Consider the following 25,962-nt stretch of genomic DNA (forward strand, 5'->3'; position numbering starts at 1 on the left):
GGCCCGGGCTTGGTTCTTACTGAGTGCTCAACCCTCTTCGATTGAGCAGGATGGACAAGCTGGCAAGCACTGCAGGCACCGCCAGCGCGTAGAAGATGCCACTGAAGCCCCAGCCCTGGCTGAGCAGCACACCACCAATCGACGAGCCCACGATGGAGCCCAGCCGGCCCACGCCCAGCATCCAGCTGACACCCGTAGCTCGTGCCAGTGTGGGATAGCAGCCGGGAGCAAAGCCGTTGAGGCCAGTCTGCGCACCGCTGAGGCAAAAGCCCACACAGGTCACCAGCACCACCAGCGATGCCGACAGCAAGCCAATCTTGCCCGTGCAGACCAGCGCCACCGCGCCCAGCAGGTAGGAAGCGGCAATCACCCGGTTGGCGTTGAAGCGGTCCATCAGCCAGCCCACCAGCAGCGCACCCACGGTGCCGCCCACCTGAAACATGGCTGTCACGGTGGCAGCGCGGTCCACGCTCATGCCGGCATCCTTCATCATGGTTGGCAGCCAGCTGGTGGTGAGATAAATCACCAGCAGCCCCATGAAATAGGTGGACCACAGAGTCAGAGTGCGCAGCTTGAAGCCCTGGCTGAACAGAACGGCAATGGGCTGGCGTGCGGCCACCGCTGGCTCACCACTTTCAAAGCGCTGAATATCGGCCATGGGAACCTGGGTCACACGGCCCAGCACCTTGGCGATGCGATCCGCACTCATCCCACGTGTCACCATGAAACGCGCCGACTCTGGCAGGTACAGATACAGCAGCGGCAGCATGAGCAGGGGCAGCGCACCACCCACATAGAGCACCGACTGCCAGCCCCAGTGAGGGATGAGCCCCGCCGCGATAAAGCCCACCACGCCCGAGCCCAGATTGAAGCCCGTGAACATGGCAGCCACCAGAAAGGAGCGGCGGTGCTCAGGCACATATTCGGACAGCAGTGTTGTGGCATTGGGCATGGCCGCACCCAGGCCCAGGCCTGTCAGCAGACGCCATAGTGCCATCTCGGTCACATTCGAGGCATGGGCAGTGCACAGCGTGCACAGGCCGAAGAACAGCACCGAGCCCAGCAGCACCTTGCGCCGCCCCCACCAGTCCGATGACGAGCCCGCCACCAGCGCACCAATGGCCAGGCCAATGGGCGCAGCGCCCATCACGGCGCCGAATGCGGGGCGAGAGATTCCCCATTCAGCAATGATAGAAGGCGCGACAAAGCCCATGATGGCCACGTCCATGCCATCCACGGCAACGATACAAAAGCACAGCGCAATCAGCACCCACTGGTTGCGCGAAAGCGCATGCTGGTTGATGAACTCGCGGATATTGAGAGAGGAAGATTTCGACATGTCTGCTCCTTGGAATTTGTTTTTTGGCGACATGGCTTCTTACTGAGCCGTGGCCTTGAAGCCATCGGCAATCCGCGCCAGCCCTTCCTTGCCGGCCACGGAATACAGCGCGTTGGGCGCATTGCGTGTTTTCTGAAACTCCTCCAGGCTCTGGCCACGCATGGCCGCATAGATATGCAGATTGGAGACGCCGATAACCGCGCCCAGTTTTTCCAGCATGAAAAAGATCACGCCATAGTGAATCAGTCCGCGCCAGTTGCGGCTGCGCACCAGCTCCTGCTCCTCGGCAGTGAGACCGGCTTGCGCATAAGTGGCTTCTTCGTCAGCACGGAAGGCGCTGCGAAATTCGGGATGGATGAGTTCATGCAGATAGCGGTTGAGGCGGTAGGCCTTGACGCTGCGCTCCAGCGTGAACGGATAGCTGCCCGCCAGCTTTTCCGCTCCCGCCAGCTCCAGCGCCATGCGGGCCTGGTGCCGCGCAATCGGGCCGGGCAAGGGCTGCTGCTGGGCCTCGTTTTCATAGATGGCGACGGCAATGCCCGTCATGGAGGGCAGGTAATAGCTCTGATGCACCTTGCGCACATTGGCCGAGAGCGCACCGCGCATGATGAGCCACATGATGACTTCAGCACCTTCCATGCCGCCCAGCTCTGCCAGTTCTGCCTGCGTGAGCGAAGCCAGATACTCAGGGTCTTTTTCGATCAGCTGCAAAAACTCCTGATCCCAGGGCTGGTTGTTGAAGCCTGCACGCTCACCATGCACTTGGTGCGACAGGCCGCCCGTCGCCACAATGGCGACCTTGAGGTCTTCGGGATAGCTTTCGATGGCGCGACGCAGCGCCTGGCCCAGCTTGTAGCAGCGGCGGCCCGATGGCACGGGAAACTGCAGCACCCCCACCTGCAGCGGCACGATCTGCAGCGGCCAGCCCTGCTCTGTCTTGTCGCACATCACGGACAGCGGCGAGAAGCAGCCATGGTCCAGTGCCTTGTCCTGGAAAAAGGACATATCGAACTCTTCGCTCATCAGCGACTGGCCAATATGGCGTGCCAGCGCACTGTGGCCACCGATGGCAGGCAAATCGCGTGCGCCGCCGCCTTCATCGGCCACTTCGTACTTTTCGCCCACGCCCAGCGCAAACGCCGAGTAGTGGTCGAAGAAGAATGAAGTCACGTGGTCGTTGTAGATCATGAACAGCACATCGGGCTTGCGCTGTTTGATCCATTGCTGCACGGGCTCAAAGCCCTCGAAAATGGGCGCCCAAACGGGGTCCTGCTGTTTGTTGGCATCGACAGCAAAGCCGATGGTCGGGGTATGCGAGGCGGCAATTGCGCCAATGATCTGTGCCATGTTCTATCTCCTTGGGCTGGCCGCGGCCATGCGTTGCGGCCGAGCGCGCCATTGTTCGCAAGCCCCTGCTCACAGGGAAGATGCAGGCAAGCAAGGCGCGATAAACAGCGGTTATCGCTACAGTGCTTGGCACATGCACTGCCGCCCTTCGCCATGAAACTTGCCACCTTGAATGCCTTGATTGCTGCCGTTGAAGATGGCAGCCTGCGCTCAGCCGCAAGGCGCGTGGGCCTGTCTCAGCCTGCGCTGACCAAAACCATCCGCGAGCTGGAACTGGAGCTGGGTGCCGAGCTGCTGCAGCGCAGCTCTCGCGGCGTCACGCCCACGGCGCAGGGCCGCCTGCTGTACGAACATGCGCTCAGAGCCACGCGCGAGCTGGGCAGCGCCGTCACCGCCATACGCCAGATGAATGGGCAAATGGTGGGCGAGGTACATATCGGTGCCGTGCCGCTGGCCGTGATGCTGCTGATTCCCGAAACCCTGCGCACCTTTGGCCAGGAATTTCCGCAAATTCGCCTACGCGTGAGTGAGGAGCTTTATGTGGAGCCGCTGCACAGCCTGCGCAGCGAAGAAGTGGATGTGACCGTAGGCGGCATTCCCGCCGACCTGCCTGCCGGTGAGTTCATGGTCGAGCGCCTGCTGCAGACCACCATGGTGCCCACGGTACGCAAGGGCAGCCGCTGGCTCAAGGCCAAGGAATTGCGTGATCTTCAGGATGCCCGCTGGGTGCTGACTGGCGCCAGCGGCGAGTCAGGCTACGCCAAGCTGCTGTTTGCCCAGCATGGCCTGCCGCCACCCCATGTGGGGGCACTGGTCAACTCCACACTGGCTCTGCTGTCGCTGGTGGTCTCGGGCGACTGCATCGCCCTCATGCCAGAGCAGATTGCACGCGGTGCGCTGGCGGCAGCGCATATCTCCATCATTCCCATCCGCGAGCGCGGCCTGCCACTGGAAGTTGGAGCCATCATGCGCAGCAACGCCATGCTGTCACCGGTGCTGCGCCAGCTCACGGCGCACCTGCATCGCGCTGCGCACCATGTGCAAAAAATTTAGGGCCTGTTGAGAATTGAGCGAGGTCGCGAAGGATTCTGGCCGCTTGCCAATCTAGGCGCGTGACGCCGTGCGGGTGCCCACCCGCACAAGACGCGCAACGACGAGTGGCGAGCGGCCAGAGTCCCTCCCTTTGGGTTGCAGCGACAGGAAGCCGTCTGCGTTGTTGCATGCCCTTGCAAGGCATGAGCATTGCTTCGGTCATGCGCCTAGCATCCAGCCTCCTGTCGCTGCAATGCGATCCCCGCCTAAATCTCAACAGACCCTAGAACATTGAGTTTCCGCTAGCGGTTGACTCGGGCACAGGCTGAATCACATCCCAGTGCTCGACGATCTTGCCGTTGGCATCAAAGCGAAAGATATCCACGATCGCCACGCCGCGATCCTGCGGGCCGGTGGTGGTGTGCACATGCAGCGCCACCAGATCGCCATCCGCAATGGCCTGTGTGATGCGGCTTTGGCGCTGGGGGTTTTGCGCAAAAATCTGCTGGAAAGCACCCACGAAAGCGGCCTTGCCATTGGGCACACGCGGGTTGTGCTGGGTATAGCTGTCGCCAATAAAGCGGTCTGCCGCCGTCAGGTCGTGCTTGTTGAAAAACTGGTCGTAGAACGTGACTGCGCTTTGCTTGTTGCGCTGCGCCTTCACCGCCGCATCGATTTGCACAACAGCACTGCCCGCGCCCGCGTTACCGGGCTGGCTAGAGCAGGCACCAAGGGCCAGGGTGGCAGCAATCAGGCTCAAGGCCGCAAGCGAAGAAATACGTTTTTTGGACATGTCAGGCCATCCGTGAAGTGACAAAACCTGTTTATCGCTGACTTCAGCCCATGCCAGCCGCAGCCAGCGACATCAAGTCCTGTCGGTCAACTTCGCCCTTGGGACCCGACTGCCTGCAAAGCTGCTCAATCAACCTTCAAGCCCAGACTCTCGCTGAGCAAGGCATAGCGCTGCATATCGGCCTGTATCTGCTGCGCAAACTGCTGCGGTGTCTGCTCAAGCAAGCTATAGCCCTGCTGGCCCAGCGCCTGCTGCATTGCAGGTTGCTGCACGATCTCATTGAGCACCTGATTCAGCCTTGCCACCACCGCATCAGGTGTTGCCGCTGGTGCCAGCAGGCCATGCCACTGCTGCACGGCAAAGCCCTTCAAGCCCTGCTCTGCCACGACAGGAACCTGGGGCATCTGAGCCACACGCTTGGGCGCCGTAATTGCAATCGCCCTTATCCGCCCCGCCTCCATCAAAGGCGCAGCGCTGCTGGCAGTCACCATGCCTAGCGGAACCTGAGCGGCAGCCACCGCTGTGACAGCCGGGCCACAGCCCTTGTAAGGCACATGCTGCAAGTGCGTGCGAGCCGCCTGCGCCAGCATCTCACCCGCCATATGCTGAGGCGTGCCATTGCCGCAACTGGCAAAACCCAGGGGCAAGGCCTTTGAAGTCTTAGCCAGCACATCGGCCATGCTGTGAATGCTGCTGGATGCAGGCACCACCAGTACCGATGCAATCGTGCCCGCATTGAACACGGCCTTGAAGTCCTTCTGAGGGTCAAAATCCAGATGCCGGTACACACCCGGGTTGATGGCAAAGGTACTGTTGACCATCAGCAGCGTGCTGCCATCGCCCTTGGCCTGCGCCACTTCACGCGCACCGATATTGCCGCTGGCGCCGGGCCGGTTTTCCACCACCACCGTCTGCCCTATGCGCTGCTGCAGCTCAGCCCCCAGCTTGCGTGCCAGCAGGTCTGTGCCGCCACCTGGCGGAAAGGTCACAACAATGGTGATGGGCTTTTCAAAGCGCATGGCGGCAGTGCCCGTGCGGGCCTGCCACAGGCCAGCACAGGCCGTTGCCACAACCGCCGCAGCCAACACGACAAGCCCGCGACGCTTAGATGTCGATGACATCACACCCTCCTTCCAACCGACAAGCCTCAAACGAAGCACGGCCCAACCCAGAGACAGCAAGCAAGCGCCGCCGCGCAGCGAAGCTGTCGTCCCCCTTGGGGGAAGCCGCGCAGCGGCTCAGGGGGGGTAATTTCATACATCCAGGCCAATATCCAGCACCCTGGCGCTATGCGTCAGCCAGCCCACGGCGATCTGGCCCACGCCCGTGGCAGCCACAGCAGGGGCGGTTTCAGGTGTGATGCGGCCCGAGGCTTCGGTAATCGCCCGCCCCTTGCACATGCCCACAGCAGTGCGCAAATCGTCCAGACTCATGTTGTCCAGCAGCACCACATCCACACCCAGCGACAGCGCCATATCCAGCTGCGCCAGCGTGTCCACCTCCAGCTCAATCTTGACCATATGGCCCACGCCCGCCCGCGCCCGGCCCACGGCTGTAGCCAGATCTCCGGCCAAGGCAATGTGGTTGTCCTTGATGAGCACGGCATCATCCAGACCAAAGCGGTGATTGCTGCCGCCGCCCACGCGCACCGCGTACTTTTGCAGCGAACGCAGGCCCGGCATGGTCTTGCGCGTGCAAGTCACGCGGGTGCCAAAGGACTTGATGGCCTCGGCAATCGAATGCGTGGCTGTGGCCACACCGCTTAAATGGCAGAGGTAGTTGAGCGCAGTGCGCTCGGCCGTCAGCATGGCGCGGCTTTTGCCGCGAATGCAGGCGATTTCCGTGCCCGGTTGGAGCAGCGTGCCATCGCTGCAGCTGACTTCGAACTGCATCTGCCCATCCATCAGCGTAAATGCCAGACGCGCCAGATCAAGGCCTGCCAGCACGCCCTCCTGGCGAGCCACCAGACGCAATTCGTCCGTTGCGTCGGCAGGCACAATGGTGTCTGTGGTCAGGTCCCCCGCGCGGCCCAGGTCTTCCAGCAAGGCCATGCGCACCAGCGGCTCCAGCATCACATCGGGCAGGGGTGAAACGGGCAAGGCGGCGATTTTATTAATGCTCATTTTGAGTATTTGTATAGAGTAAAAAACGCGATGCCTGTCTCCTGCATCGCGTCGTAAGGGGTTTCACGCAATTATGCTAACTCTGAGCATTATTAAGGTCAAGACCCCGTTCGTCAATTCAGTCATCAGAACAGCGGGCGATGAACCTGAAAAAAGGCGGGTCAGTGATCTCTTGCCAGCGGCAGCTTGTTGCCTGCAATGGCGCGCTCCAGCATCACATTGCGCTGAAAACGAAACAGCTTGGCCGGGCGCCCTGCGCCAGCCGCTGTCATCTGGCCGGTTTCTTCGACCAGCGCCTGCTGCTCAATCAGGCGGCGAAAGTTCTGCTTGTGCAGGCAGCGCCCGGCCAAAGCTTCCACCGCCTGCTGCAGCTGCAGCAGCGAGAATTCCTCGGGCATCAGCTCAAACACCACGGGGCGGTATTTGATCTTGGCGCGCAGCCGCGCCATGCCGGTGGCCAGAATGCGGCGATGGTCGTTGCTCATGGCCATGCCCGGCAACAACTGCGCGGCAGGTGCAGGTGCACCGTCGCGCCAGGATTCGGCGACAAAACCGGCCTCGAACAGCAGCTCATAGCGCTGCAGCACCAGCTCTTCGTTCCACTCATGGTCACCCAGGCCAAAAGTCATTGCAGCCCTTTGCCAGCGTGCGCTTCTAGCTACGCTATCTGAAGCAGCCTCGCTCCAATCCTGCAGTGCAGGCGCAATTTTTTCCTGCACCACGGCAGGCATGCCTTCGCGCCAGTCTTCCCAGGGGAAGTAGCGGTACCAGTCCTGCCAGCCCGGCTGGGCCTGCCCCGCCTCATCGAGCTCGCGCGTCAGCGCCAGATAGCTGATGGAGATGGCGCGCATGCCCAGCTCCTGCGAGCGGTCGCGGTCTGCAAATGTGTAGAGCTGCTCCACAAAACCCAGCGGATGGTGGGTTTGTGTCTCCACCCAGGCCCGCAGGCTGGCCTGCAGCGAGCGGTGATTGCTGGTGAACGGCCCGGCAGGCAGCGCCAGCCCTGAGCGGGTGGTCAGAATGCGAGGCTGTCCGCCGGTGACGGCCACCAGAACCGCCACCAGATCGGCCTGCACTGAATGGGCTGTGAATTCGTTCGAACCGATCAAAACTTGTCGCGCTCCGGCATCTTGAAAATGGGCAAATTCTACGGGCTAGCAAAGACTGCGCGGCACACTCGGCAGCGCGAGGAGATCAACCAGCGCGTTCTTACATGCCTGTAGCCAACGCCACCTGGTTTCGTCCACGCTCCTTGGCCCGGTACAGCGCGCAATCGGTGCGGTGCAGCAGCGTCTCCTCGGTTTCATGCGATTGCCACACCCCCACGCCCAGCGAGATGGTAAGACGCCCAGCCTCGGCATCCTCGCACGCCGCCACGGCACTGCGAATGCGCTCGGCAGACTCCAGCGCTTCATTCACACTCACGTTCGAGAGGATGACCAGAAACTCCTCACCGCCCCAGCGCACCACCCGGTCGTAATGGCGCACCTTGTCAGACAGGGCTTTGCCCACCATCTGAATCACCCGGTCGCCCACGGCATGGCCAAACTGATCGTTCACGCGCTTGAAATAATCGATATCGACCAGAATCAACCCATACGACTGCCCTTGAGAAACCGCCAGCGCCTGGCAGCGCTTGAGTTCGGACTCGCCCGCATGGCGGTTGAGCAGCCCGCTGAGCTTGTCCCGGGTAGCCTGCTCGCGCAGTGCCATTTCGCGCTCAACCGCATCGCTCACATCTCTGGACACACCCACATAGTGGGTGATTTCACCCGCATCGTTGCGCAAAGCCGTCACGCTTTGCTCTGCGTAGTACAGGCTGCCACTTTTATGGCGATTGACGAACGTGGCCCGAAAACTCCGGCCATTGGCCACGGTGTCTTCCATCTGCCGGTAAAAATCCATCCCGTGAATGCCTGAGCGCAGCAGCGTGACAGACTGGCCCTTGAACTCGGCATAGGAATAGCCGGTCAGTTCCTCGAAGGCATGGTTGACAAAGACGACTCGCAACTGCTGGTCTGCCAGCAAAATCGCTTCATCCGCCGCATTCAGCGCCCGCGCCAGCAGTTGCAAATCCTGCTCGGCCCGCACCTGGGCAGAAATATCGCGCTGCACCGACACAAAATGGCATATCTGCCCATTGCTGTCGCGCACGGGGGAGATATTCCACTCCACGCAATAGGTTTCGCCATTCTTTCGGTAATTGATGGCGCGGCCTTCAAAATAGCGCCCTTCGCGCAAGCACTCGCGCAGTCGCTGCAATACCTCGCGATCGGTTTGCGGCCCGCCCAGAATGCGGGGCGACTGCCCTATCAGCTCATCGCGGGTATAACCCGTCATGGCGCACAGCGCTTCGTTGCAGTACTGAATCAGCGGCCCTTTTTCGTCCTGCGCCGCATTGGTAATCAGCACTGCACTGAATGATTGCTCCACGGCGACCTGCAACAGCGCCGCATTGACAGACGGTGTGCCTAAAACGCTCACTTCAGCCATGGACAGAGCTCCGCCAAACCCGATGGCGCAGTTGTACCTGAATCGTTTACTTATTGATACCTGTCAAGCAGCAGGCGAACGAAAAATTTGCCCCGTGCTGGTATCTCCGTGCCTGCCAGTTCATTGAAAACGGTACAAAAAAACCCGCTATCTGCATAGCGGGTTTGGATTGTTTTTGAGCCCTGGCGCACGACTGCCGGGCGCCAACACATCAAAATCAATAGCAATTAGACGTTGAACAGGAAGTTCAGCACATCGCCATCCTTGACGATGTATTCCTTGCCTTCAGCGCGCATCTTGCCGGCATCCTTGGCGCCCTGCTCGCCCTTGTACTGGATGTAGTCTTCAAACGCGATGGTCTGGGCACGGATGAAGCCGCGCTCGAAGTCGCCGTGAATCACGCCAGCAGCCTGAGGTGCGGTGGCGCCCACGCGCACGGTCCAGGCGCGCACTTCCTTTTCACCAGCGGTGAAATAGGTTTGCAGACCCAGCAGCTTGAAGCCAGCGCGAATCAGGCGGTTCAGGCCCGGCTCTTCCAGACCCAGCTCTTCCAGGAACATGTCGCGGTCAGCATCGTCCATTTCGGACATTTCGGCTTCGATCTTGGCGCAGATGGCCACCACAGGGGCGCCCTGGGCTTCGGCATAGGCCTTGAGCTGGTCCAGCAGGGGGTTGTTTTCAAAGCCGTCTTCGCTGACGTTGCCCACAAACATGGCAGGCTTGGCGGTGATCAGGCAGAAAGGCTTGAGCAGGGGCGCGTCTTCCTTGGACACCGGCACCACGCGGGCAGGCTTGCCAGCGTTGAGCGCTTCCAGAATGGGGGTCAGCAGGGAAACCAGCTTGGCGGCTTCCTTGTCGTTACCCGACTTGGCGGCCTTGCTATAGCGGTTGATAGCCTTTTCCACCGTGGCCATATCGGCCAGGCACAGCTCGGTCTGAATGACTTCGATGTCGGCAATCGGGTCCACCTTGTTGGCCACGTGGATCACGTTGGGGTCTTCAAAGCAGCGCACCACGTTGACGATAGCGTCGGTTTCGCGGATGTGGGCCAGGAACTGGTTGCCCAGACCTTCGCCCTTGGAAGCGCCAGCCACCAGACCGGCGATGTCCACAAATTCCACGATGGCGGGAACAATGCGCTCGGGCTTGACGATCTCGGACAGCTGATCCAGACGGGGATCAGGCACTTCCACCACACCGGTATTGGGTTCAATGGTGCAGAAGGGGTAATTTTCAGCAGCAATGCCCGCCTTGGTCAGCGCGTTGAAAAGAGTGGACTTGCCCACGTTGGGCAGGCCAACGATGCCGCATTTGAGGCTCATGGAATTTCCTTTGGTATCAATGCACTATCGAGCACCACACCCTCGTGGTCGAAGTGCCCGACCCGCATTGAGGCGAATCTGGTTGTTCTTGAGCGTGACCTTCCACCCAGCCATGGCGAATAAAGGTCACGAAAACCCTTGATTGTAATGAACCGGCGTTTATTGCTGACGAGCGTGCGGTGGATGCACCTATACCGCAGCAAAAAGCCTGCATTGCGCAGGCTTTGATGTGGGCCGCCGAAGGACCTGCTTCAGGCTAGCAGCGCACTCTGCAGCGATGGAAGCACGGGGCTGAAGAGCGAGTACAGCCCGGTTGCCTTCCCCAGCGGCTGCAACTGGCATTCAGGGCTGCACAGGTATTTGGTCATGCAGGGCTTGTCGCTGCCGCGATGCAGTGCTGCCACTTTCTGCGGGAACTCCAGCACCCACTCCCCCACGCTGCAGCCGATATGTGGACGCCCGTCAGGCAAGGCAAGGCAAAGTCTGCGTCAGGGGCGCGGCACAGCACGCGGGCGATCTTTCCTGCGAATGCGCTGTTGCCTGTCAAAACAACAAAGTCTCCTGATTTCAAAGCAGTCATGATGTCCCTCCTTGTGCCTGTCCGCCATCGTTCACTGGATTGAACCGTGAATCCCTGGCGCCGAACGCCTGATGGTGCCGCCATCGTGTGACAGACAAATGCTTACAACTACTTCATTCAAAGCAAAGTTGTCCGCCCAGCCGCTGACCGACGGTCAGCAGAACGCTGGCGCCCGCCTCCTGTGGCAATCCTTGAACGACGGCGTTCATGCCGAAAGTGATTGCTCCATCCATTCTGGGGTCTTGGCGGTATTGAAAAATTTCATTTCCAACCGCATCGCCAGGTATTGCGGTGTCGGGGTCAATATCAGGGATGGGGCAGCGGGTGCATGGCTTGCAAGGGCGCAGGCTCAAGCCGGACTGGCCCAGCAGGTCCAGTTGCTCCACTCTGTCCTCATCATGGGCTTCCAGGCCAGAAATCACGATATTCGGACGAAAGCGGCGCGCATCCACGGCAGCCGCGCCATTGCGAGCAAGGCGCTGGTTCAGATCATCCACCGCCGCCTGACTGAGGATCAGCAGCGGGTAGCCATCCGCAAAATGCACGGGCGCATCGCCCTTTTTCACCCAGCGGTCGCTGGCCTGGCGTGGCTGGGCCGGGTCAAAGCGCACCAGTCGGCAATCGGCCTCCAGTACTTTGCTGAGCCACTGCTGGGCAGGCAGCGCCCACTCGCCCAGGTCCCTGGCCTGCACCGTATCGCTCCAGACCGTCGCTTTGCAGGCCTGCCCCTGTGCCAGCAGCGGAATCTGCAAAGCACTGTGACCGGGCGCATGCAGAACCAGGTGCTCCTCCGTGATTTCCGGGCGAATCAGCACCATGCGCGGGTGGCTGCGCTGGGTGAGGAATTCGCCATCGGCATCAACCACCATCCAGTGCCTGTCCCACTGCAGGCCATGGCGCATCAAACGGGCCTGCGGCACGGAAATGCCCGCACAGGACTTGATCGGAAAAATCCACAACTGATCGATCTGGCCCGCGACGTCATAGTCAAGCTCATCCATGGGTGCTCCTTGCAGCATCGTTAAATTCAGGGTCATTTTGCCTTCAAGCCCAAAGGGGGCTTGCGCCAGGCGCTATGAATGATGCAGCCCGCACTGCAGACAGGTTCGTGCGGCTGACTGCAGCCTGCGGTTTCCACCATGATCACTGAGGCTGCCTGCGCCTCCTACAATGCCGGACATGGCGCAAACCTTTGATGTATGTATTCGCGGAGCCGGCATTGTGGGCCGGACCTTGGCTCTTTTGCTGGCGCGTGAGCGTCTGCGCGTGGCGCTGGTCGCCCCTGCGCAACCCAGATCCCAGCACAAGGATGTGCGCGCCTATGCGCTCAACGCCAGTTCCAGAGCCGTACTGCAGTCGCTGCGCTGCTGGCCTGATGATGAAGACGCCACGCCCGTGCTGGGCATGCAAGTGTTTGGCGATCTGGATGGACAGGTGCAGTTTGATGCCGCATCGCAGGATGTGGAGGCTCTGGCCTGGATTGTCGATGTGCCCGCGCTGGAGCAGCGTCTGTCCGAGGCCGTGCGCTATCAGCCCCAGGTGGAAATTGTCAAAGAGCCGGTGGAAGCCGCCCTCACCGCCGTCTGTGAAGGCCGCGCCAGCAGCACGCGCACCGAATTTGGCGTGGATTTCTCCGTCACCCCCTATTTCCAGCATGCCATTGCCACGCGCCTGCGCTGTGAGATCTCTCATGGCGGCATTGCCCGCCAGTGGTTCACGCCCGAAGGCATCCTCGCCTTCCTGCCCATGGGCGGCACCGAGGGCCATGAGGTCGCCGTGGTCTGGTCGCTGGAAAAATCTCTGGTGCCCGAATGGCTGGACAGCGATGAAGAAAGCTTTACCACGCGCCTGCAAGCCATCAGCCAGAACGCGCTGGGCCAGCTGGAGCTGACGGCCGAGCGCGCCACCTGGCCGCTGCAGCAGGCCGTAGCTGACCGCTGGTGCGGCCCGCTGACCCAGAATTCCACCCAAAGCTGGGTGCTGGCAGGCGACGCCGCCCACAATGTGCACCCACTGGCAGGCCAGGGCCTGAACCTGGGCCTGGGCGATGTGCAGGCGCTGGCGCGCATTCTGCAAGAGCGCGACTACTGGCGCAGCCCCGCCGACCTGAAGCTGCTGCGCCAATATGAGCGCGAGCGCAAGGCGTCTCTCGCCCCCATGGGTCTGGCCATGGATGGCCTGCAGCAGCTGTTTGCCCGCCCCGAAGTGCCTGTGCAGATGCTGCGCAACTGGGGCATGAAAGGCTTTGAGCGCAGCGGCCCGATCAAGTCCTGGATGGCCAGGCAAGCCATGGGCCTGCTCTGAAAAGCGCAGCACCGGGAACCCTTGCCGCCCTGCACACTCCAAGCATCAGCCCTGCCATCACTGCACAGTGACTGGCAGTCAACGTCTACTCCACGCTGCAGCCTGCTGCAGCCCAAGATTTAAGCCATGAAACTTGTTGCCTGCGCGCTGGCTGCTGCCAGCCTGACCTTCGGAATGAGCGTTCACGCTCAGGATGCCAATCTCAAGAAGACGCTGACCGAGCGCATTCCCCAGCTCGAAAAAATCGACGAAGTGCGTGCCACGCCCATGGCGGGCCTGTACGAAGTGCGCACGGGCACGGACATCTTCTACACAGATGCCAAGGGCAACTATCTGATTCAGGGTGAGCTGATCGACACCAAGGCCAAGCGCAATCTGACTGAAGACCGCATGACCCAGCTGACGGCGGTGGACTTCAAGCAGCTGCCGCTCAAGGACGCCATCACCATCGTGCACGGCAAGGGCGAGCGCAAGATGGCCGTGTTTGAAGACCCGAACTGCGGCTACTGCAAGCGCTTTGAAAAAGACCTGCAGAGCGTGGATAACGTCACCATCTACCTCTTCCTCTACCCCATCCTGAGCCCCGATTCGGCCGAGAAGTCGCGCAACATCTGGTGCGCCAAGGACCCCGCCAAGGCCTGGCATGAGCAAATGCTCAGCAGCAAGAACGCCGCTGCCGCCCAGTGCGATCCTGCCGCCATCCAGCGCAATCTGGCCTTTGGCCGCAAGTACAAGATCACCGGCACCCCCACCATCGTGTTTGCCAACAATGTGCGCGTTCCCGGCGCCATCTCGGCCGCCGAAGTGGAAAAGCACCTGGCCGCCGCCAAGTAATCTCACTCACATCGCCGGGGCAGTGCGCTGCAGATGCCACATCCAGCGCGCTGCGACAGCCTCGCATGCTCCGGCCGCATTTCTGGAGCTGTCATGACTGCTGTTCTCAATCCTTCCGGCATTCGCCCCGGCATCCGCTACGCCGTGCAGGCCAGCGCGGTAGACGCTCATCTTTTTGATGTCACCCTGCATATCGCCAAGCCAGCGGCCAACCAGTTGCTTTCTCTGCCCGTGTGGATTCCCGGCAGCTATCTGGTGCGCGAGTTTTCCAAAAACCTGCAAGGGCTGAGCGCCACACAAAACGGCCAGCCGATTGAAGCTCATCAATTGAGCAAAAATCAATGGAAAATCGGCTGCAGCCAAGGAGATACATGCGTCATCAGCTATCAAATTTGCGCCTACGACACATCGGTGCGCACCGCCTGGCTCGATAGCCGCCGTGGCTTTTTCAACGGCACCAGCCTGTGCCTGCGCGTGCATGGTCAGGAAGATCAAGCCCATGCGCTGGAGCTGCTGACCAGCCCCGCCACTGAAAGCTGGCAAATCGCCACCGGCCTGACTGCTGCGAAGGTGGATGCCAACGGCTTTGGCCTCTACACCGCCGCCCATTACGACGAGCTGGTGGACTGCCCCGTGGAGATGGGCCAGTTCTGGCGCGGCAGCTTTACCGCAGGCGGCGTGCCGCATGAGTTTGTGGTGGCCGGTGCCGCCCCCAGTTTTGACGGCGAGCGCCTGCTGGCCGACACCCAGAAAATCTGCGAAACCGAAATCGCCTTCTGGCACGCCGATGGCAGCCAGCCGCCCATGCAGCGCTATGTCTTCATGCTCAATGTCGTGGACGACAGCTATGGCGGGCTGGAGCACCGCAACAGCACGGCGCTGATCTGCGGCAGGCGCGACCTGCCCCGCAAGGGTGAAGCCAAGGCAAGCGAGGGCTACAACACCCTGCTGGGCCTCATCAGCCACGAATACTTTCACACCTGGAACGTCAAGCGCCTGCGCCCTGCTGAATTTGCACGCTACGACTACGAGCAGGAGAACTACACCGAGCTGCTGTGGTTCTTCGAGGGCTTTACCAGCTACTACGACGACCTGTTTCTGCGCCGCGCTGGCCTGCTGGACAATGCCCAGTACCTCAAGCTCATCACCCGCACCATCAACCAGGTGCTGCAGACGCCGGGCCGCCAGGTGCAGTCCGTGGCCGAGGCCAGCTTTGACGCCTGGGTCAAGTACTACCGCCAGGACGAGAACACGGCCAACCACACGGTCAGCTACTACACCAAGGGCTCGCTGGTGGCCCTGTGTCTGGACCTGGCCCTGCGCGCCCACGATTCGCACAGCCTTGACGACGTCATGCGCAGCCTGTGGCAGCAAACCCAGGGCGGCCCCATCAGCGAAGCCGATGTGCTGGGTGTTGTGACCCGCCTGGGCAGCCCGGCCATTGCCGCGCAACTGCACAGCTGGGTGCACTCCACAGATGACCTGCCCCTGCGCGAGCTGCTGGCCCAGCATGGCATCAACGCCAAGGTCGAACCCGCCCAGCTGGCGCAGAAACTGGGGCTGCGCGTTCAGGAAAACCATAGCGTGCAAATCAAGACTGTGCTGCGCGGCGGCCCTGCTGAGCAGGCCGGAATGATGGCAGGCGACGAGTGGCTGGCCATTGCCGTGGACGGCCAACGCTGGCGCATCAGCAAACTGGACGATGTGACTTTGTACGCGGGCAGCTCCAATCCAGTCACCGCCTGGGTGGCGCGTGATCGCCAGATTCTGGAGCTGACGCTGCACCTGAGCCCCGCCACCGCCAAACCCGCCAGCGAGGATGCAGATAGCGCCACCGCCATCAGTAATCTGGGGCTGGAAATCAGCGACAAAGCCACGGCAGAGCGCTGGCTGACAGGCGCAGCGGCGTAATCAGCCCTTCAAACGCTGCTGCTGCGCGACAGCCTGCTGCCAGCGTCAGCGGTTATTCTTGGCAGCAGCAACGACCCCATCTATTAGCAGGAGACAAACTTGGCCTACGAAACCATCGAAGTCCGCGTGGAAGCGGAAAAAGTCGGCGTCATCACGCTGAACCGCCCCAAGCAGCTCAACGCACTGAACGACCAGCTCATGGACGAGCTGGGCGACGCGCTCAAGAAGTTCGATGCTGACAAAAGCATTGGCTGCATGATCATCACCGGCAGCGAGCGTGCTTTTGCCGCCGGTGCCGATATCGGTGCCATGGCCAAGTACAACTTTGCCGATGCCTACGGCGGCGACTACATCACCCGCAACTGGGAAGCCATTCGCACCATCCGCAAGCCCGTGATTGCCGCCGTCAGCGGCTTTGCGCTGGGCGGCGGCTGCGAGCTGGCGATGATGTGCGACTTCATCATCGCCGCTGACAACGCCAAGTTCGGCCAGCCCGAAATCAAGCTGGGCGTGATTCCCGGTGCTGGCGGCACGCAACGCCTGCCCCGCGCTGTGGGCAAGAGCAAGGCCATGGACATGGCCCTGACCGCCCGCATGATGGACGCCACCGAGGCCGAGCGCGCTGGCCTGGTCAGCCGCGTTGTGCCTTTTGACAAGCTGATGGACGAAGTGCTGGGCGCTGCCATCATCATCAGCGGCTTCTCTCAGCTGGCTGTCATGGCCGCCAAGGAATCGGTCAACCGCGCATTTGAAAGCGGCCTGTCTGACGGCGTGATGTTCGAGCGCCGCCTGTTCCACGCGCTGTTTGCCACGCAGGACCAGAAGGAAGGCATGGATGCCTTTGTGAACAAGCGCCCTGCCAACTTCACACACCAGTAAATCCATCGGCGCTATGACGTGCCATGAAAAAAGCGCCACATGACTGTGGCGCTTTTTTGTTTCGAGGCGCTTCAATTAGCTGATCAAACGGCCGCTGCCATCAATCGTCACCGTATCGGTATAGCTATTGCCTTCGCGCACATTCTTGCCAAAGTTCAGACGCACGCCGCCAATATCAAAGTTGGACAGGCTTTCCAGCCCCGCGATCAGGCTTTCACGATCCGCCTTGGGGCCAGCGCGGCGCAGGCCTTCGGCCAGCACATAGGCATCCACATAGCCCTCCAGACTGACCAGAGATTCACTCTCGAATCCGGCCGCCTTCATATCGCGACGGTACTGGCGCACGATCTCGAACTTCTGCGCATTGGGCGAAGGCACGATCACCGAAAAGAAAGGCCTGTCATTGCCCTTGGACAACTTGGCCAGATTGGCCGCCGTGCCGCTGACGGACAGGCCATAGCACAGCGAGGCACCACCCGCCGCGCGATAGGACTGATAAAAAGCAGGCGTAGTGCCCGCCAGGCTCATCACCAGCACCTGAACCGGCAATTTCGCCAGTTGCTGCGCGGCGGCATCCACTTCAAGACTTGCCGTACCCGGCGTGCTGGCAATGCCCACGGCCTCGATCTTGCGCCGCGCCAGCGAAGCCTGAAACGACTCCAGCACAGACTGACCAAAGGGATCGTTGGGGTAGACCAGACCAAAGCGTTTGAGGCCCAGGTTGTCCGCCAGCTTGACCAGACGCTCCACCTCCTGATCGTAATTGGTGCGCACCCAGAATACGTTCTTGGCCCCGCTCTTGTGCAGCGCCGTCGCGCCCGTGTTGGGGCCGATGATGGGCAGATCGCGTACCGCCTTCATGATCTCCGCCGTCTGGCGTGTGCCTTGCGGATGGATCAGTGCCAGCACACTCGGGTCAGCCGCAAAACGCAGGGCGTTGTCCTTGGCCTTGCCCGCGTTGAATTCATCGTCGGCCTTGATCAGCTCAATCTGCCGCCCCTGAATGCCACCGGCGCGATTGACGGCGTCGAAATACGCCTTGGCGCCATTCAGCAGGCCCTGGCCATTGAAGCGCTCAACACCCGTATCGGCAATCGTGGCGGCGATGCGCAAGGTAGAGGACTGGGCTTTGGCCACCCACGGAGTACCTAGCAAAGAAGCTCCGGCTGCTGCCAGCAGGGTGCGGCGGCGGGACGAGGAAAGGGATGTATTGGATAGCTGACTCTCTGACACGCTCACGACTCGCTTCAAGATTTCGGAATCGCAAACTATTGTTAGACGCTTGGTTTGTGTCAACAGTACCGTCACCTATACGACATTCGACTCCTATCAAACCTTGACCGGCTGCTGATCAAGCGCAACAGGCAGACAAAAATTCGCTGCTGCGCCTACACAAAAATTCTCATCTGTTTTTTAGCGGCAGGTTTTTTCTGTATATAATCGCTATCTCTGGTCGTGTAGCTCAGTTGGTTAGAGCGCAGCATTCATAATGCTGATGTCGCAGGTTCAAGTCCCGCCTCGACCACCAGACATAAAACCGCAGTGTTTGCAAAAGCACTGCGGTTTTTTCTTTCCCCAGTGCTTTCTGCACAAAATTTTCCCCAGTTCGCCCGAAGGCCACTTTTTTGGCCATAGAATTGCGGTCTGTCGGTCGTATAGCTCAGTTGGTTAGAGCGCAGCATTCATAATGCTGATGTCGCAGGTTCGAGTCCCGCTACGACCACCAAATACAAGCCCTAGTTGCTCACGCAGCTGGGGCTTTTCGCTTTTTACAGAGGCGACATTGTTTTGCGCTGCCCTTTCTGCCCTGCAGAAAGCCATGCAGTCCGCAATCGCAATGCTCCAGCCGACCCACACTCCCCTCAAGGACTTTTCCGTGCCCGTTGCACCTCAAGGATGCTGCACGCACGCTGCGTGCCCGCGCGCTGGTCTTTCGCCCAGCGAGGGCTTGCTGTTTTCTGCAAGAACAGCCCCTCGGGTACTAAAAGTTCGTTTTCGCTCAAGGACTCTCCCGTGACCACACAAACCACAGGCGCCGTGGCAGGCACAGCCACGCCCGCCGCTCCAACAGAAGTCAACGGATACAGCTGGAAAGCACTCATGGGCTCGGCCGTCGGCTACGCCATGGACGGCTTTGACCTGCTGATTCTGGGCTTCATGCTCTCCGCCATCTCCAAAGACCTGAACCTGACGCCCGGCCAGGCTGGCTCGCTGGTGACCTGGACCCTGATCGGCGCCGTCTTTGGCGGCATCGTCTTCGGCATGCTCAGCGACCGCTTTGGCCGCATTCGTGTGCTGACCTGGACCATCGTGCTGTTTGCCGTCTTCACCGGCCTGTGCGCCTTTGCCCAGGGCTACTGGGACCTGCTGGCCTACCGCACCATTGCAGGCATTGGCCTGGGCGGCGAGTTCGGCATTGGCATGGCCCTGGCCGCCGAGGCCTGGCCTGCCCGCCACCGCGCCCGCGTCTCCTCCTATGTGGCGCTGGGCTGGCAGCTGGGCGTTCTGGGTGCAGCGCTGCTGACCCCGCTGCTGCTGCCACTGATTGGCTGGCGCGGCATGTTCCTCGTGGGCGTGATTCCCGCTGTCGTAGCCTGGGTCATCCGCCACCAGTTGCACGAGCCTGAGGTGTTTGTGGCCAAAAGCAAGCAGCAGCGCCCCTCTGCCATGCACTGCCTCAAGCAGCTGATGAAGGACAAGACCACAGCCAAGATCAGCCTGGGCGTGATCGTTCTGACCTCGGTACAGAACTTTGGCTACTACGGCATCATGATCTGGATGCCCAGCTTTCTGTCCAAGCAGATGGGCTTCAGCCTGACCAAGTCCTCCATGTGGACAGCCGTCACCATTGTTGGCATGTCGATTGGCATCTGGGTGTTCGGCCAGCTGGCTGACCGCATTGGCCGCAAGCCCACCTTCCTGATCTTCCAGGTCGGTTCCGTCATCTCCGTGCTGGCCTATTCCCAGCTCACCGATGCCACGGCCATGCTGTGGGTGGGCGCCATCATGGGCTTGTGCGTGAACGGCATGATGGGCGGCTATGGCGCTGTCATCAGCGAAGCCTATCCCACCGAAGCCCGCGCCACTGCGCAGAACGTGCTGTTCAACATCGGCCGCGCTGTCGGCGGTTTTGGCCCAGTCGTCATCGGCGCGCTGGCCATGGCCTATTCCTTCCAGGTCGCCATCGCCCTGCTGGCCGCCATCTATGTGCTGGACATGCTGGCCACGGCCTTTCTGATTCCCGAACTCAAGGGCAAAGAACTTCAATAAAGATAGCAGCTACCGCATATAGAAAAAGCGCCAGAGCCTAAAAAGCCTGGCGCTTTTTTATGTATTGAGTAAGAGGTCTTTACTGCGAAGCCACCGCCACCACCACGGCAGATTCCGCCACCTCCAGCCAGACCTGGTCATCCGCAGCCAGGCCGCTCATGGCCGGGGCAAAGCCTACGATCTGCGCGCCCCAGTTCAGGCGGCAGATGGCTTCATCGCTGGCGGTGACGTCTTCTGAAACCGTGGCTGCGCCATAGGTAGCGCGCTGCACTGCGGCAGGCCACAGGTTGATGGGCTGGGCCGAGGCGGCCGGGCGTTCCTGCCCCAGCCAGACTTTGACAGCCGTGGCCTTGCACAGCGCCAGCACCTGCACGCCGGGCGCCAGGCCCAGCAGTTCATAGCTCTCGGGGGTGATGCGTGCAGCAATGATCCAGTCAGAGCCTGCATCGCTGGCCGCACGCAGCCAGACGCGAATCTGGCTGCCCATGGATTCAACCTTGAGCACCGTGCAGGGCCACTGGTTGCGCATGCTGGTCATCAGGCCTAGATTCGGGTGCGTGCCTCCCGGGGTGCCAGCTTTCATGCGCTCCAGCAACTCGGTGCGCAGCTTCACCATGGCCTCTGCGGCATACAGCAATTCTTCACCCGCTGGCGTAATCTGCGCGCCGCCGCCACCCGCACCGCCAACGCTGCGCTCCACCAGGGGCACACCCGCCAGATTGGTCAGGGTATCGATGGCCTGCCAGGCCGCCTTGTAGCTCACCCCCACATCACGGGCCGCCTGAGAGATGGAGCCACTTTGCGAAATGCCACGCAGGATGGCGATGCGACGGTCGGCCATGTCGTAGCCCAGCGCCTGAGAAACGGAGTCCGAAGACAGCGCCGCAGTCTGCACGCCCTCTTCTTCGGACATTTCAAATTGTTCTTGTTCGAAATTATTGGTATCTGACATAAGCCGCCATCATGCCCTGCCTTGGATTTTCCTAGCGCCCCTCAGTTTTTCAAAAAGGCTACACTTCGCTATTCCTTTAATGAATAGCGATCTTGCAATGACACAGATGACTGCCCGTTCCACACGTTTTTCCTTTCAGCGGGTTCGCTCTGCGGCCATGATCGCCACGGTGACAGGCACTGCCATGCTGAGCCTGTGGTCTGCGCAGGCCCAGGCGGCTGAAGTCTCGGTGGCTGTGGCGGCCAACTTCACCGCGCCCATGAAGAAGATTGCGGCTGAATTTGAAAAGGACACCGGTCACAAGGCTGAGCTGTCCTTTGGCGCCACTGGCAAGTTCTATGCGCAGATCAATAACGGCGCACCGTTCGGCATCTTGCTGGCCGCCGATGACACCACGCCCGAAAAAATCGCCAAGGAAGGCAAGGGCGTCGCCGATTCCCGCTTTACCTATGCCATTGGCACACTGGTGCTGTGGAGCCCCAAGGCCGGTTATGTCGATGACAAGGGCGAAGTGCTCAAGACCGGCGACTACAAGCACATCGCCATTGCCAACCCCAAGCTGGCGCCCTATGGCACAGCCGCCATGGAAGTTTTGACAAAGCAGGGCCTGACAGCCCAGGTGCAGCCCAAGATCGTGATGGGCGAGAACATTGCCCAGACCTACCAGTTCGCCGCCAGTGGCAATGCACAACTGGGTTTTGTGGCGCTGTCGCAAGTCATGGAAAACGGCAAGATTCGCGAAGGCTCGGCCTGGCAAGTGCCCGGCAATCTGCATGAACCCATCCGCCAAGACGCCATTGTGCTGAACAGCGCCAAGGACAACGAAGCCGCCGCTGCGCTAATGAAGTATCTGCGCAGCCCCAAGGCGCACGAGATCATCCGCTCCTACGGTTATAGCTTCTAACGCTTTATTGACAATGGCTTGAGGCCGTTTTGCCTATAAGCCTCTGACGCCACCCTCCGCTCTGCCCTTGGTGCCTCTCGGCTAAGCTGGGACAACAAGGGCCTTTTTTGACCTTATGCAACTGAACGCCGAAGACTACGCGGCCATCTGGCTCACTCTCAAGCTTGCGGGGGTGACCACGGTACTGCTGATGCTGCTGTGCACACCGCTGGCCTGGTGGCTGGCACATACGCGCTCGCGCTGGGCCGGGCCGATTGCCGCCGTCGTGACCTTGCCACTGGTGCTGCCGCCCACCGTCATCGGCTTTTATTTGCTCATCGTCATGGGCCCCAATGGGCCGGTGGGCCAGTTCACCGAATGGCTGGGCCTGGGCCGTTTGCCATTTACCTTTGCCGGCCTGGTCGTCGGCTCGCTGATCTATTCCATGCCCTTTACCGTGCAGCCGCTGCAGCGCGCTTTTGAAGCGCTGGGGCCGCGCCCCATGGAAGCCGCTGCCAGCCTGGGCGCCAGCCCCATCGACCGCTTTCTCACCGTAGCCCTGCCGCTGGCCCGCCCCGGCTTTATCACCGCTGCCGTGCTGACCTTTGCCCACACCGTGGGCGAATTTGGCGTGGTGCTGATGCTGGGCGGCAATATCTCGGGCGAGACGCGCGTGGTCTCGGTACAGATCTACGACCATGTGGAAGCCATGGAGTACGGCCATGCCCACCTGCTGGCCGCTGGCATGGTGGCGTTTTCCTTCCTTGTTTTGCTGGCACTCAACTGGCTCCAGCCAAAAAAATGACCCCCACGCTTGCTTCACTGACGTGTAACCGCTGCCCCCCAAGGGGGCCCCGACCGGCTACGCCGATTTTTGCCTTGGGGCGGCCCGGCGGCAAAAACACCTGGCTGTTATGAGCAGTTCAAATTTCATACAAGCCCGCCTGCAACTGCAGCGCGCTGACTTCTCTCTCGATGTGAATCTGCAGTTGCCTGGCCACGGCGTCACCGCACTGTTCGGCCCGTCCGGCTGCGGCAAGACCACCTGTCTGCGCAGCCTGGCAGGCCTTGAGCGTGCGCAGGGCCGCGTCACCGTCAATCAGCAAATCTGGCAAGACGACGCCCTCAAGCAATGGCTGCCCACACATCAACGTGCGCTCGGCTATGTGTTTCAGGAAGCCAGCCTGTTCACCCACCTGTCGGTACAGAAAAATATCGACTATGGCTTGAAGCGCACCCCCGTCGAGCGGCGCAAAGTCTCCAAAAAACAGGCCGTAGAACTGCTGGGCATAGGCCATCTGATGGAGCGCATGCCCGCCACACTCTCTGGCGGCGAACGCCAGCGCGTAGCCATTGCCCGGGCGCTGGCCACCAGCCCCGAAGTGCTGCTGATGGACGAGCCTCTGGCCGCGCTGGATGCCCAGCGCAAAGCCGAAGTTCTGCCCTATCTGGAGCAATTGCAGCGCCACCTGCAGATACCGGTGATCTACGTCAGCCACTCCATGGACGAAGTGGCCAGACTGGCACAGCACATGGTGCTGCTGAATGCAGGCCGGGTGCTTGCTGCGGGTGCAGTTGCCGAGCTGCTGTCCAGCCTTGATCTGCCACTGGCGCAAGGCGATCTGGCATCCAGCGTGGTTCATGCCACCGTGCAAGACCACGATGCAGCCAACCACCTGAGCACGCTGCACTTTGACGGCGGCCAGCTGCAACTGGTCATGGCACGCCCACGCGAAATCGGCAGCCAGGTTCAGCTGCGCGTGCAGGCCCGCGATGTGAGCCTGAGCCTGACGCGCCCCGAAGCCAGCAGCATTCTCAACATCCTTCCCGTGCAACTGCTGGGCCTGCGCGAAGACGGACCGGGTCAGGTCATGGTGTCGCTGCAAGCCGGCCAGACCCGGCTGCTGGCGCGCATCACCCGGCACTCGGCCACCGCCCTCGGGCTGCAGGCTGGCATGCAGCTGTTTGCGCAGATCAAGGGTATGGCACTTTTGGACTGAAGCGCTTATCTGAAAAGCGCTATCAGCTCTTGAATCTATAGCACACAGGCAGGCTCTTGAGCGTACCCACGAAATTGCTTTGCGCCTGCACGGCTTCGCCCGCCAGTTCGATATGCTCCACGCGCTGCAGCAGCTGCTTGAAGAAGGACTTGATCTCGTTGAGCGCCAGCAACCGACCCAAGCAGAAGTGCACGCCAAAACCAAAGGCCAGATGGCGTGAATTCGTGCGCTGCACATCGAAGCGGAAGGGATCGACAAACGCCTCTTCATCGCGGTTGGCAGACAGGTACAGCATCGCCAAACTGTCGCCCGCCTTGATCTGCTTGCCACGCAGCACATAGTCCTGCGTGGCGGTGCGCATCATGTGGCGTATGGGCGTAACCCAGCGTACCACCTCGTCGGCTGCGCCTTCATTCCACAGCTCGGGGCGATCGCGCAGCAGTTGCAGCTGATCGGGGTTTTGCAGCATGGCCAGCAGGCCACCAGCCAGAGCCGAGGCTGTGGTCTCATGCCCTGCGGTGCTGGTAACCAGCAGATAGGACAAGGTCTCCAGCATGGCCATGGGCGCGCCGTCGATGACGCCGTTGGCAATCACGCTGGCCAGATCGTCAGTGGGCTCGCGCCTGCGCCGCTCCACCAGCTCACCCAGATAGCCCATCAGCTGCATGAACACGGTGCGACCATAGTCGCCGCTGTCGTCCTGCATATCAGGGTCGCTGGCACCAAACAGCTGCTGGGTGCTGCGCAGCACAAACTGCATATCCGATTCGGGCAGGCCCAGAATTGTCATGATCACAGACAGCGGCACAAAGTTGGCAATGTCGGCCGCAAAGTCGCACTGGCCGCCTTGCTCCTGCATGCGGTCAATCCAGTTGCTGCACACGGTATCGACGCGCGACTGAAAGCGCGCCACGCCCGGCCCCATAAACCAGCTTTGCGCCACGGCGCGGTATTTGCGGTGATCAGGTTCATCCATATCCAGCAGGCTGCGCACCATGGCCGTGCGCTTGCCCAGGGCCGCCGTGGTCTGATCCTCCACCTCTCGCGGCACCAGGGTCACACGCGGCTCGTTGATAAAGATCTGGTGCTGGCGCTCCACTTCCATAATGTCGGCGTGGCGAGTCACGGCCCAGAAGGGGCGGTATGGCTCCTGATCAATCCAGGCCACAGGTTCTTCACGGCGGTAGCGTGCATAGCGGGCATGCAGCAGTTCGGGGTTGGCATAAACACCGGGGCTGACAATATCGTTCACAGGGGCAAGCATGCTGAGGTCTCCTTTTTTATGACGAAACTCTGCAGCGCACTCCCACTGCAAAGCCTGGGAAAACTCTAGCCGTCAAAGCCTCCGATGGGACAGCCAGCCTACCCATAATGGGTAGATGCAAGACAGCCATCCACTGACGCAAAGCCCGCAGTTTCAGGCGCAGAAGCATCGCATCTCCATCACCATGTCGGGCTTCACATTGCCGCTGCTGCGCGGCGTGTACCAGGCTTTTGGCGGCGACATTCTGCTGTGCATTGTTCTGGGGGAAATTGCGGTGCACAACGCGGGGCGCTGGCTGGCGCAGGAGGACAACGACCCGCAGGTGCTGGAAGACCTGCAGCGCCATCCCGAAGTGCTGCGCCCGTGCAATGCGCTGTCGATTGCCGAAGCCACCGGCATTCCGCGCGAGACTGTGCGCCGCAAGGTGCTGACGCTGATTGAGCGCGGCATGGTTTACCGCGCCGACAACGGCCAGTTGTTTGTTCACCCGTCCGTGCCGGAGCAGACAGAAGCCGTCACCCACTCCATGGTTCCCGCCCTGCTGGAAGCGGCCCAGCGCATACAAAATCTGCTGAAGCCTGCGGAAACCTGAGGGCAGAACCGCATAACAAAGGGCGCTGCAAGTCCATGCGGTGC

23 protein-coding genes and 2 tRNA genes are annotated in these 25,962 nt (G+C 61.0%); 12 read left to right on the forward strand and 13 right to left on the reverse strand.

Annotated features, from left to right (window positions below; translation table 11 throughout):
- Positions 1–16: 16 nt before the first annotated feature.
- The gene (locus JDW18_RS18330) at positions 17–1,339 is read right to left on the reverse strand and encodes an MFS transporter (protein WP_218241014.1); all 1,323 of its coding nucleotides are present in this window, start codon (positions 1,337–1,339) and stop codon (positions 17–19) included.
- Between the two features lie 39 nt (positions 1,340–1,378).
- The gene (locus tag JDW18_RS18335; RefSeq protein WP_218241016.1) at positions 1,379–2,686 is read right to left on the reverse strand and encodes a gallate dioxygenase; all 1,308 of its coding nucleotides are present in this window, start codon (positions 2,684–2,686) and stop codon (positions 1,379–1,381) included.
- 153 nt (positions 2,687–2,839) lie between these two features.
- On the opposite strand from JDW18_RS18335, the gene JDW18_RS18340 reads away from it, so the two are divergent.
- Positions 2,840–3,739 (forward strand): LysR family transcriptional regulator, encoded by a 900-nt coding sequence (locus tag JDW18_RS18340; protein WP_218241017.1) that lies wholly within the window; start codon positions 2,840–2,842, stop codon positions 3,737–3,739.
- Between the two features lie 262 nt (positions 3,740–4,001).
- Here JDW18_RS18340 and JDW18_RS18345 read toward each other — a convergent pair whose 3' ends face one another.
- From JDW18_RS18345 to JDW18_RS18380, 8 genes are all read right to left on the reverse strand, one after another.
- On the reverse strand, positions 4,002–4,511 hold the full coding sequence (locus JDW18_RS18345; RefSeq protein ID WP_218241019.1) for a nuclear transport factor 2 family protein: 510 nt from the start codon (positions 4,509–4,511) through the stop codon (positions 4,002–4,004).
- 125 nt (positions 4,512–4,636) lie between these two features.
- Complete coding sequence (locus JDW18_RS18350) at positions 4,637–5,632, reverse strand: tripartite tricarboxylate transporter substrate binding protein (RefSeq protein ID WP_218241021.1); 996 nt, start codon at positions 5,630–5,632, stop codon at positions 4,637–4,639.
- 132 nt (positions 5,633–5,764) lie between these two features.
- Positions 5,765–6,634, reverse strand: coding sequence for a carboxylating nicotinate-nucleotide diphosphorylase (gene nadC / locus JDW18_RS18355; RefSeq protein WP_218241023.1), 870 nt, complete (start codon positions 6,632–6,634; stop codon positions 5,765–5,767).
- Between the two features lie 161 nt (positions 6,635–6,795).
- Complete coding sequence (locus tag JDW18_RS18360) at positions 6,796–7,743, reverse strand: NUDIX hydrolase (RefSeq protein WP_246610065.1); 948 nt, start codon at positions 7,741–7,743, stop codon at positions 6,796–6,798.
- A gap of 100 nt (positions 7,744–7,843) precedes the next feature.
- Positions 7,844–9,127 (reverse strand): sensor domain-containing diguanylate cyclase, encoded by a 1,284-nt coding sequence (locus tag JDW18_RS18365; RefSeq protein ID WP_218241025.1) that lies wholly within the window; start codon positions 9,125–9,127, stop codon positions 7,844–7,846.
- 227 nt (positions 9,128–9,354) lie between these two features.
- Positions 9,355–10,449 (reverse strand): redox-regulated ATPase YchF, encoded by a 1,095-nt coding sequence (gene ychF / locus JDW18_RS18370; RefSeq protein ID WP_218241028.1) that lies wholly within the window; start codon positions 10,447–10,449, stop codon positions 9,355–9,357.
- A 251-nt stretch (positions 10,450–10,700) separates the two neighbouring features.
- Positions 10,701–10,919: a hypothetical protein gene (locus JDW18_RS18375; protein ID WP_246610067.1), complete on the reverse strand. Its 219-nt coding sequence runs from the start codon at positions 10,917–10,919 to the stop codon at positions 10,701–10,703.
- 223 nt (positions 10,920–11,142) lie between these two features.
- Entirely contained in the window at positions 11,143–12,030 is an 888-nt protein-coding gene (locus tag JDW18_RS18380) for an MOSC domain-containing protein (RefSeq protein WP_218241030.1), read from the reverse strand.
- Positions 12,031–12,208: 178 nt separating this feature from the next.
- Here JDW18_RS18380 and JDW18_RS18385 point away from each other — a divergent pair, with 178 nt between their 5' ends.
- The 4 genes from JDW18_RS18385 to JDW18_RS18400 all read left to right on the forward strand — a co-directional run bounded on the left by JDW18_RS18385 (position 12,209) and on the right by JDW18_RS18400 (position 16,957).
- Positions 12,209–13,333, forward strand: coding sequence for an FAD-dependent monooxygenase (locus tag JDW18_RS18385; RefSeq protein WP_218241031.1), 1,125 nt, complete (start codon positions 12,209–12,211; stop codon positions 13,331–13,333).
- A gap of 126 nt (positions 13,334–13,459) precedes the next feature.
- Entirely contained in the window at positions 13,460–14,167 is a 708-nt protein-coding gene (locus JDW18_RS18390; protein ID WP_218241032.1) for a DsbC family protein, read from the forward strand.
- A 93-nt stretch (positions 14,168–14,260) separates the two neighbouring features.
- Positions 14,261–16,078 carry a M61 family metallopeptidase gene (locus tag JDW18_RS18395; protein ID WP_218241033.1) on the forward strand — a complete coding sequence of 606 codons (1,818 nt, stop codon included), beginning with the start codon at positions 14,261–14,263 and terminating at the stop codon, positions 16,076–16,078.
- A 99-nt stretch (positions 16,079–16,177) separates the two neighbouring features.
- Positions 16,178–16,957 (forward strand): enoyl-CoA hydratase, encoded by a 780-nt coding sequence (locus tag JDW18_RS18400; protein ID WP_218241034.1) that lies wholly within the window; start codon positions 16,178–16,180, stop codon positions 16,955–16,957.
- Between the two features lie 75 nt (positions 16,958–17,032).
- Here the strand turns inward: JDW18_RS18400 and JDW18_RS18405 are convergent, their stop codons facing one another.
- The gene (locus JDW18_RS18405; protein ID WP_218241035.1) at positions 17,033–18,196 is read right to left on the reverse strand and encodes an ABC transporter substrate-binding protein; all 1,164 of its coding nucleotides are present in this window, start codon (positions 18,194–18,196) and stop codon (positions 17,033–17,035) included.
- Between the two features lie 212 nt (positions 18,197–18,408).
- Between JDW18_RS18405 and JDW18_RS18410 the strand changes: the two genes are divergently transcribed.
- The 3 genes from JDW18_RS18410 to JDW18_RS18420 all read left to right on the forward strand — a co-directional run bounded on the left by JDW18_RS18410 (position 18,409) and on the right by JDW18_RS18420 (position 20,227).
- Positions 18,409–18,485 (forward strand) — tRNA-Met (locus JDW18_RS18410).
- Positions 18,486–18,606: 121 nt separating this feature from the next.
- Positions 18,607–18,683 (forward strand) — tRNA-Met (locus tag JDW18_RS18415).
- Between the two features lie 374 nt (positions 18,684–19,057).
- A complete protein-coding gene (locus JDW18_RS18420) occupies positions 19,058–20,227 on the forward strand; it encodes an MFS transporter (RefSeq protein WP_246610576.1) in 1,170 nt (389 codons plus the stop codon).
- Positions 20,228–20,306: 79 nt separating this feature from the next.
- Here the strand turns inward: JDW18_RS18420 and JDW18_RS18425 are convergent, their stop codons facing one another.
- Entirely contained in the window at positions 20,307–21,179 is an 873-nt protein-coding gene (locus tag JDW18_RS18425; protein ID WP_218241036.1) for a TOBE domain-containing protein, read from the reverse strand.
- A gap of 97 nt (positions 21,180–21,276) precedes the next feature.
- Here JDW18_RS18425 and modA point away from each other — a divergent pair, with 97 nt between their 5' ends.
- The 3 genes from modA (at position 21,277) to modC (ending at position 24,062) form a co-directional block, all read left to right on the forward strand.
- Complete coding sequence (gene modA, locus JDW18_RS18430; protein ID WP_218241037.1) at positions 21,277–22,083, forward strand: molybdate ABC transporter substrate-binding protein; 807 nt, start codon at positions 21,277–21,279, stop codon at positions 22,081–22,083.
- 115 nt (positions 22,084–22,198) lie between these two features.
- A complete protein-coding gene (modB, locus tag JDW18_RS18435; protein ID WP_218241038.1) occupies positions 22,199–22,867 on the forward strand; it encodes a molybdate ABC transporter permease subunit in 669 nt (222 codons plus the stop codon).
- 109 nt (positions 22,868–22,976) lie between these two features.
- Complete coding sequence (modC, locus tag JDW18_RS18440) at positions 22,977–24,062, forward strand: molybdenum ABC transporter ATP-binding protein (RefSeq protein WP_218241039.1); 1,086 nt, start codon at positions 22,977–22,979, stop codon at positions 24,060–24,062.
- A 22-nt stretch (positions 24,063–24,084) separates the two neighbouring features.
- Here the strand turns inward: modC and JDW18_RS18445 are convergent, their stop codons facing one another.
- On the reverse strand, positions 24,085–25,326 hold the full coding sequence (locus JDW18_RS18445; RefSeq protein WP_218241040.1) for a cytochrome P450: 1,242 nt from the start codon (positions 25,324–25,326) through the stop codon (positions 24,085–24,087).
- A gap of 115 nt (positions 25,327–25,441) precedes the next feature.
- Between JDW18_RS18445 and JDW18_RS18450 the strand changes: the two genes are divergently transcribed.
- The gene (locus tag JDW18_RS18450) at positions 25,442–25,918 is read left to right on the forward strand and encodes a helix-turn-helix domain-containing protein (protein ID WP_218241041.1); all 477 of its coding nucleotides are present in this window, start codon (positions 25,442–25,444) and stop codon (positions 25,916–25,918) included.
- The last annotated feature ends 44 nt before the right edge of the window (positions 25,919–25,962 follow it).

The organism is Comamonas fluminis (genome assembly GCF_019186805.1).
Lineage (GTDB): Bacteria > Pseudomonadota > Gammaproteobacteria > Burkholderiales > Burkholderiaceae_C > Comamonas > Comamonas fluminis.

Bases quoted from the DNA above. Each gene is read 5' to 3' on its own strand.
- modC (WP_218241039.1), top strand. From the start codon at position 22,977: ATGAGCAGTTCAAATTTCATACAAGCCCGCCTGCAACTGCAGCGCGCT.
- JDW18_RS18385 (WP_218241031.1), top strand. From the start codon at position 12,209: ATGGCGCAAACCTTTGATGTATGTATTCGCGGAGCCGGCATTGTGGGC.
- JDW18_RS18425 (WP_218241036.1), bottom strand. From the start codon at position 21,179: ATGTCAGATACCAATAATTTCGAACAAGAACAATTTGAAATGTCCGAA.
- JDW18_RS18330 (WP_218241014.1), bottom strand. From the start codon at position 1,339: ATGTCGAAATCTTCCTCTCTCAATATCCGCGAGTTCATCAACCAGCAT.
- ychF (WP_218241028.1), bottom strand. From the start codon at position 10,449: ATGAGCCTCAAATGCGGCATCGTTGGCCTGCCCAACGTGGGCAAGTCC.
- JDW18_RS18340 (WP_218241017.1), top strand. From the start codon at position 2,840: ATGAAACTTGCCACCTTGAATGCCTTGATTGCTGCCGTTGAAGATGGC.
- JDW18_RS18350 (WP_218241021.1), bottom strand. From the start codon at position 5,632: ATGTCATCGACATCTAAGCGTCGCGGGCTTGTCGTGTTGGCTGCGGCG.
- JDW18_RS18380 (WP_218241030.1), bottom strand. From the start codon at position 12,030: ATGGATGAGCTTGACTATGACGTCGCGGGCCAGATCGATCAGTTGTGG.
- JDW18_RS18345 (WP_218241019.1), bottom strand. From the start codon at position 4,511: ATGTCCAAAAAACGTATTTCTTCGCTTGCGGCCTTGAGCCTGATTGCT.
- modA (WP_218241037.1), top strand. From the start codon at position 21,277: ATGACACAGATGACTGCCCGTTCCACACGTTTTTCCTTTCAGCGGGTT.
- modB (WP_218241038.1), top strand. From the start codon at position 22,199: ATGCAACTGAACGCCGAAGACTACGCGGCCATCTGGCTCACTCTCAAG.
- JDW18_RS18450 (WP_218241041.1), top strand. From the start codon at position 25,442: ATGCAAGACAGCCATCCACTGACGCAAAGCCCGCAGTTTCAGGCGCAG.
- JDW18_RS18365 (WP_218241025.1), bottom strand. From the start codon at position 9,127: ATGGCTGAAGTGAGCGTTTTAGGCACACCGTCTGTCAATGCGGCGCTG.
- JDW18_RS18395 (WP_218241033.1), top strand. From the start codon at position 14,261: ATGACTGCTGTTCTCAATCCTTCCGGCATTCGCCCCGGCATCCGCTAC.
- JDW18_RS18390 (WP_218241032.1), top strand. From the start codon at position 13,460: ATGAAACTTGTTGCCTGCGCGCTGGCTGCTGCCAGCCTGACCTTCGGA.
- JDW18_RS18335 (WP_218241016.1), bottom strand. From the start codon at position 2,686: ATGGCACAGATCATTGGCGCAATTGCCGCCTCGCATACCCCGACCATC.
- nadC (WP_218241023.1), bottom strand. From the start codon at position 6,634: ATGAGCATTAATAAAATCGCCGCCTTGCCCGTTTCACCCCTGCCCGAT.
- JDW18_RS18445 (WP_218241040.1), bottom strand. From the start codon at position 25,326: ATGCTTGCCCCTGTGAACGATATTGTCAGCCCCGGTGTTTATGCCAAC.
- JDW18_RS18420 (WP_246610576.1), top strand. From the start codon at position 19,058: ATGGGCTCGGCCGTCGGCTACGCCATGGACGGCTTTGACCTGCTGATT.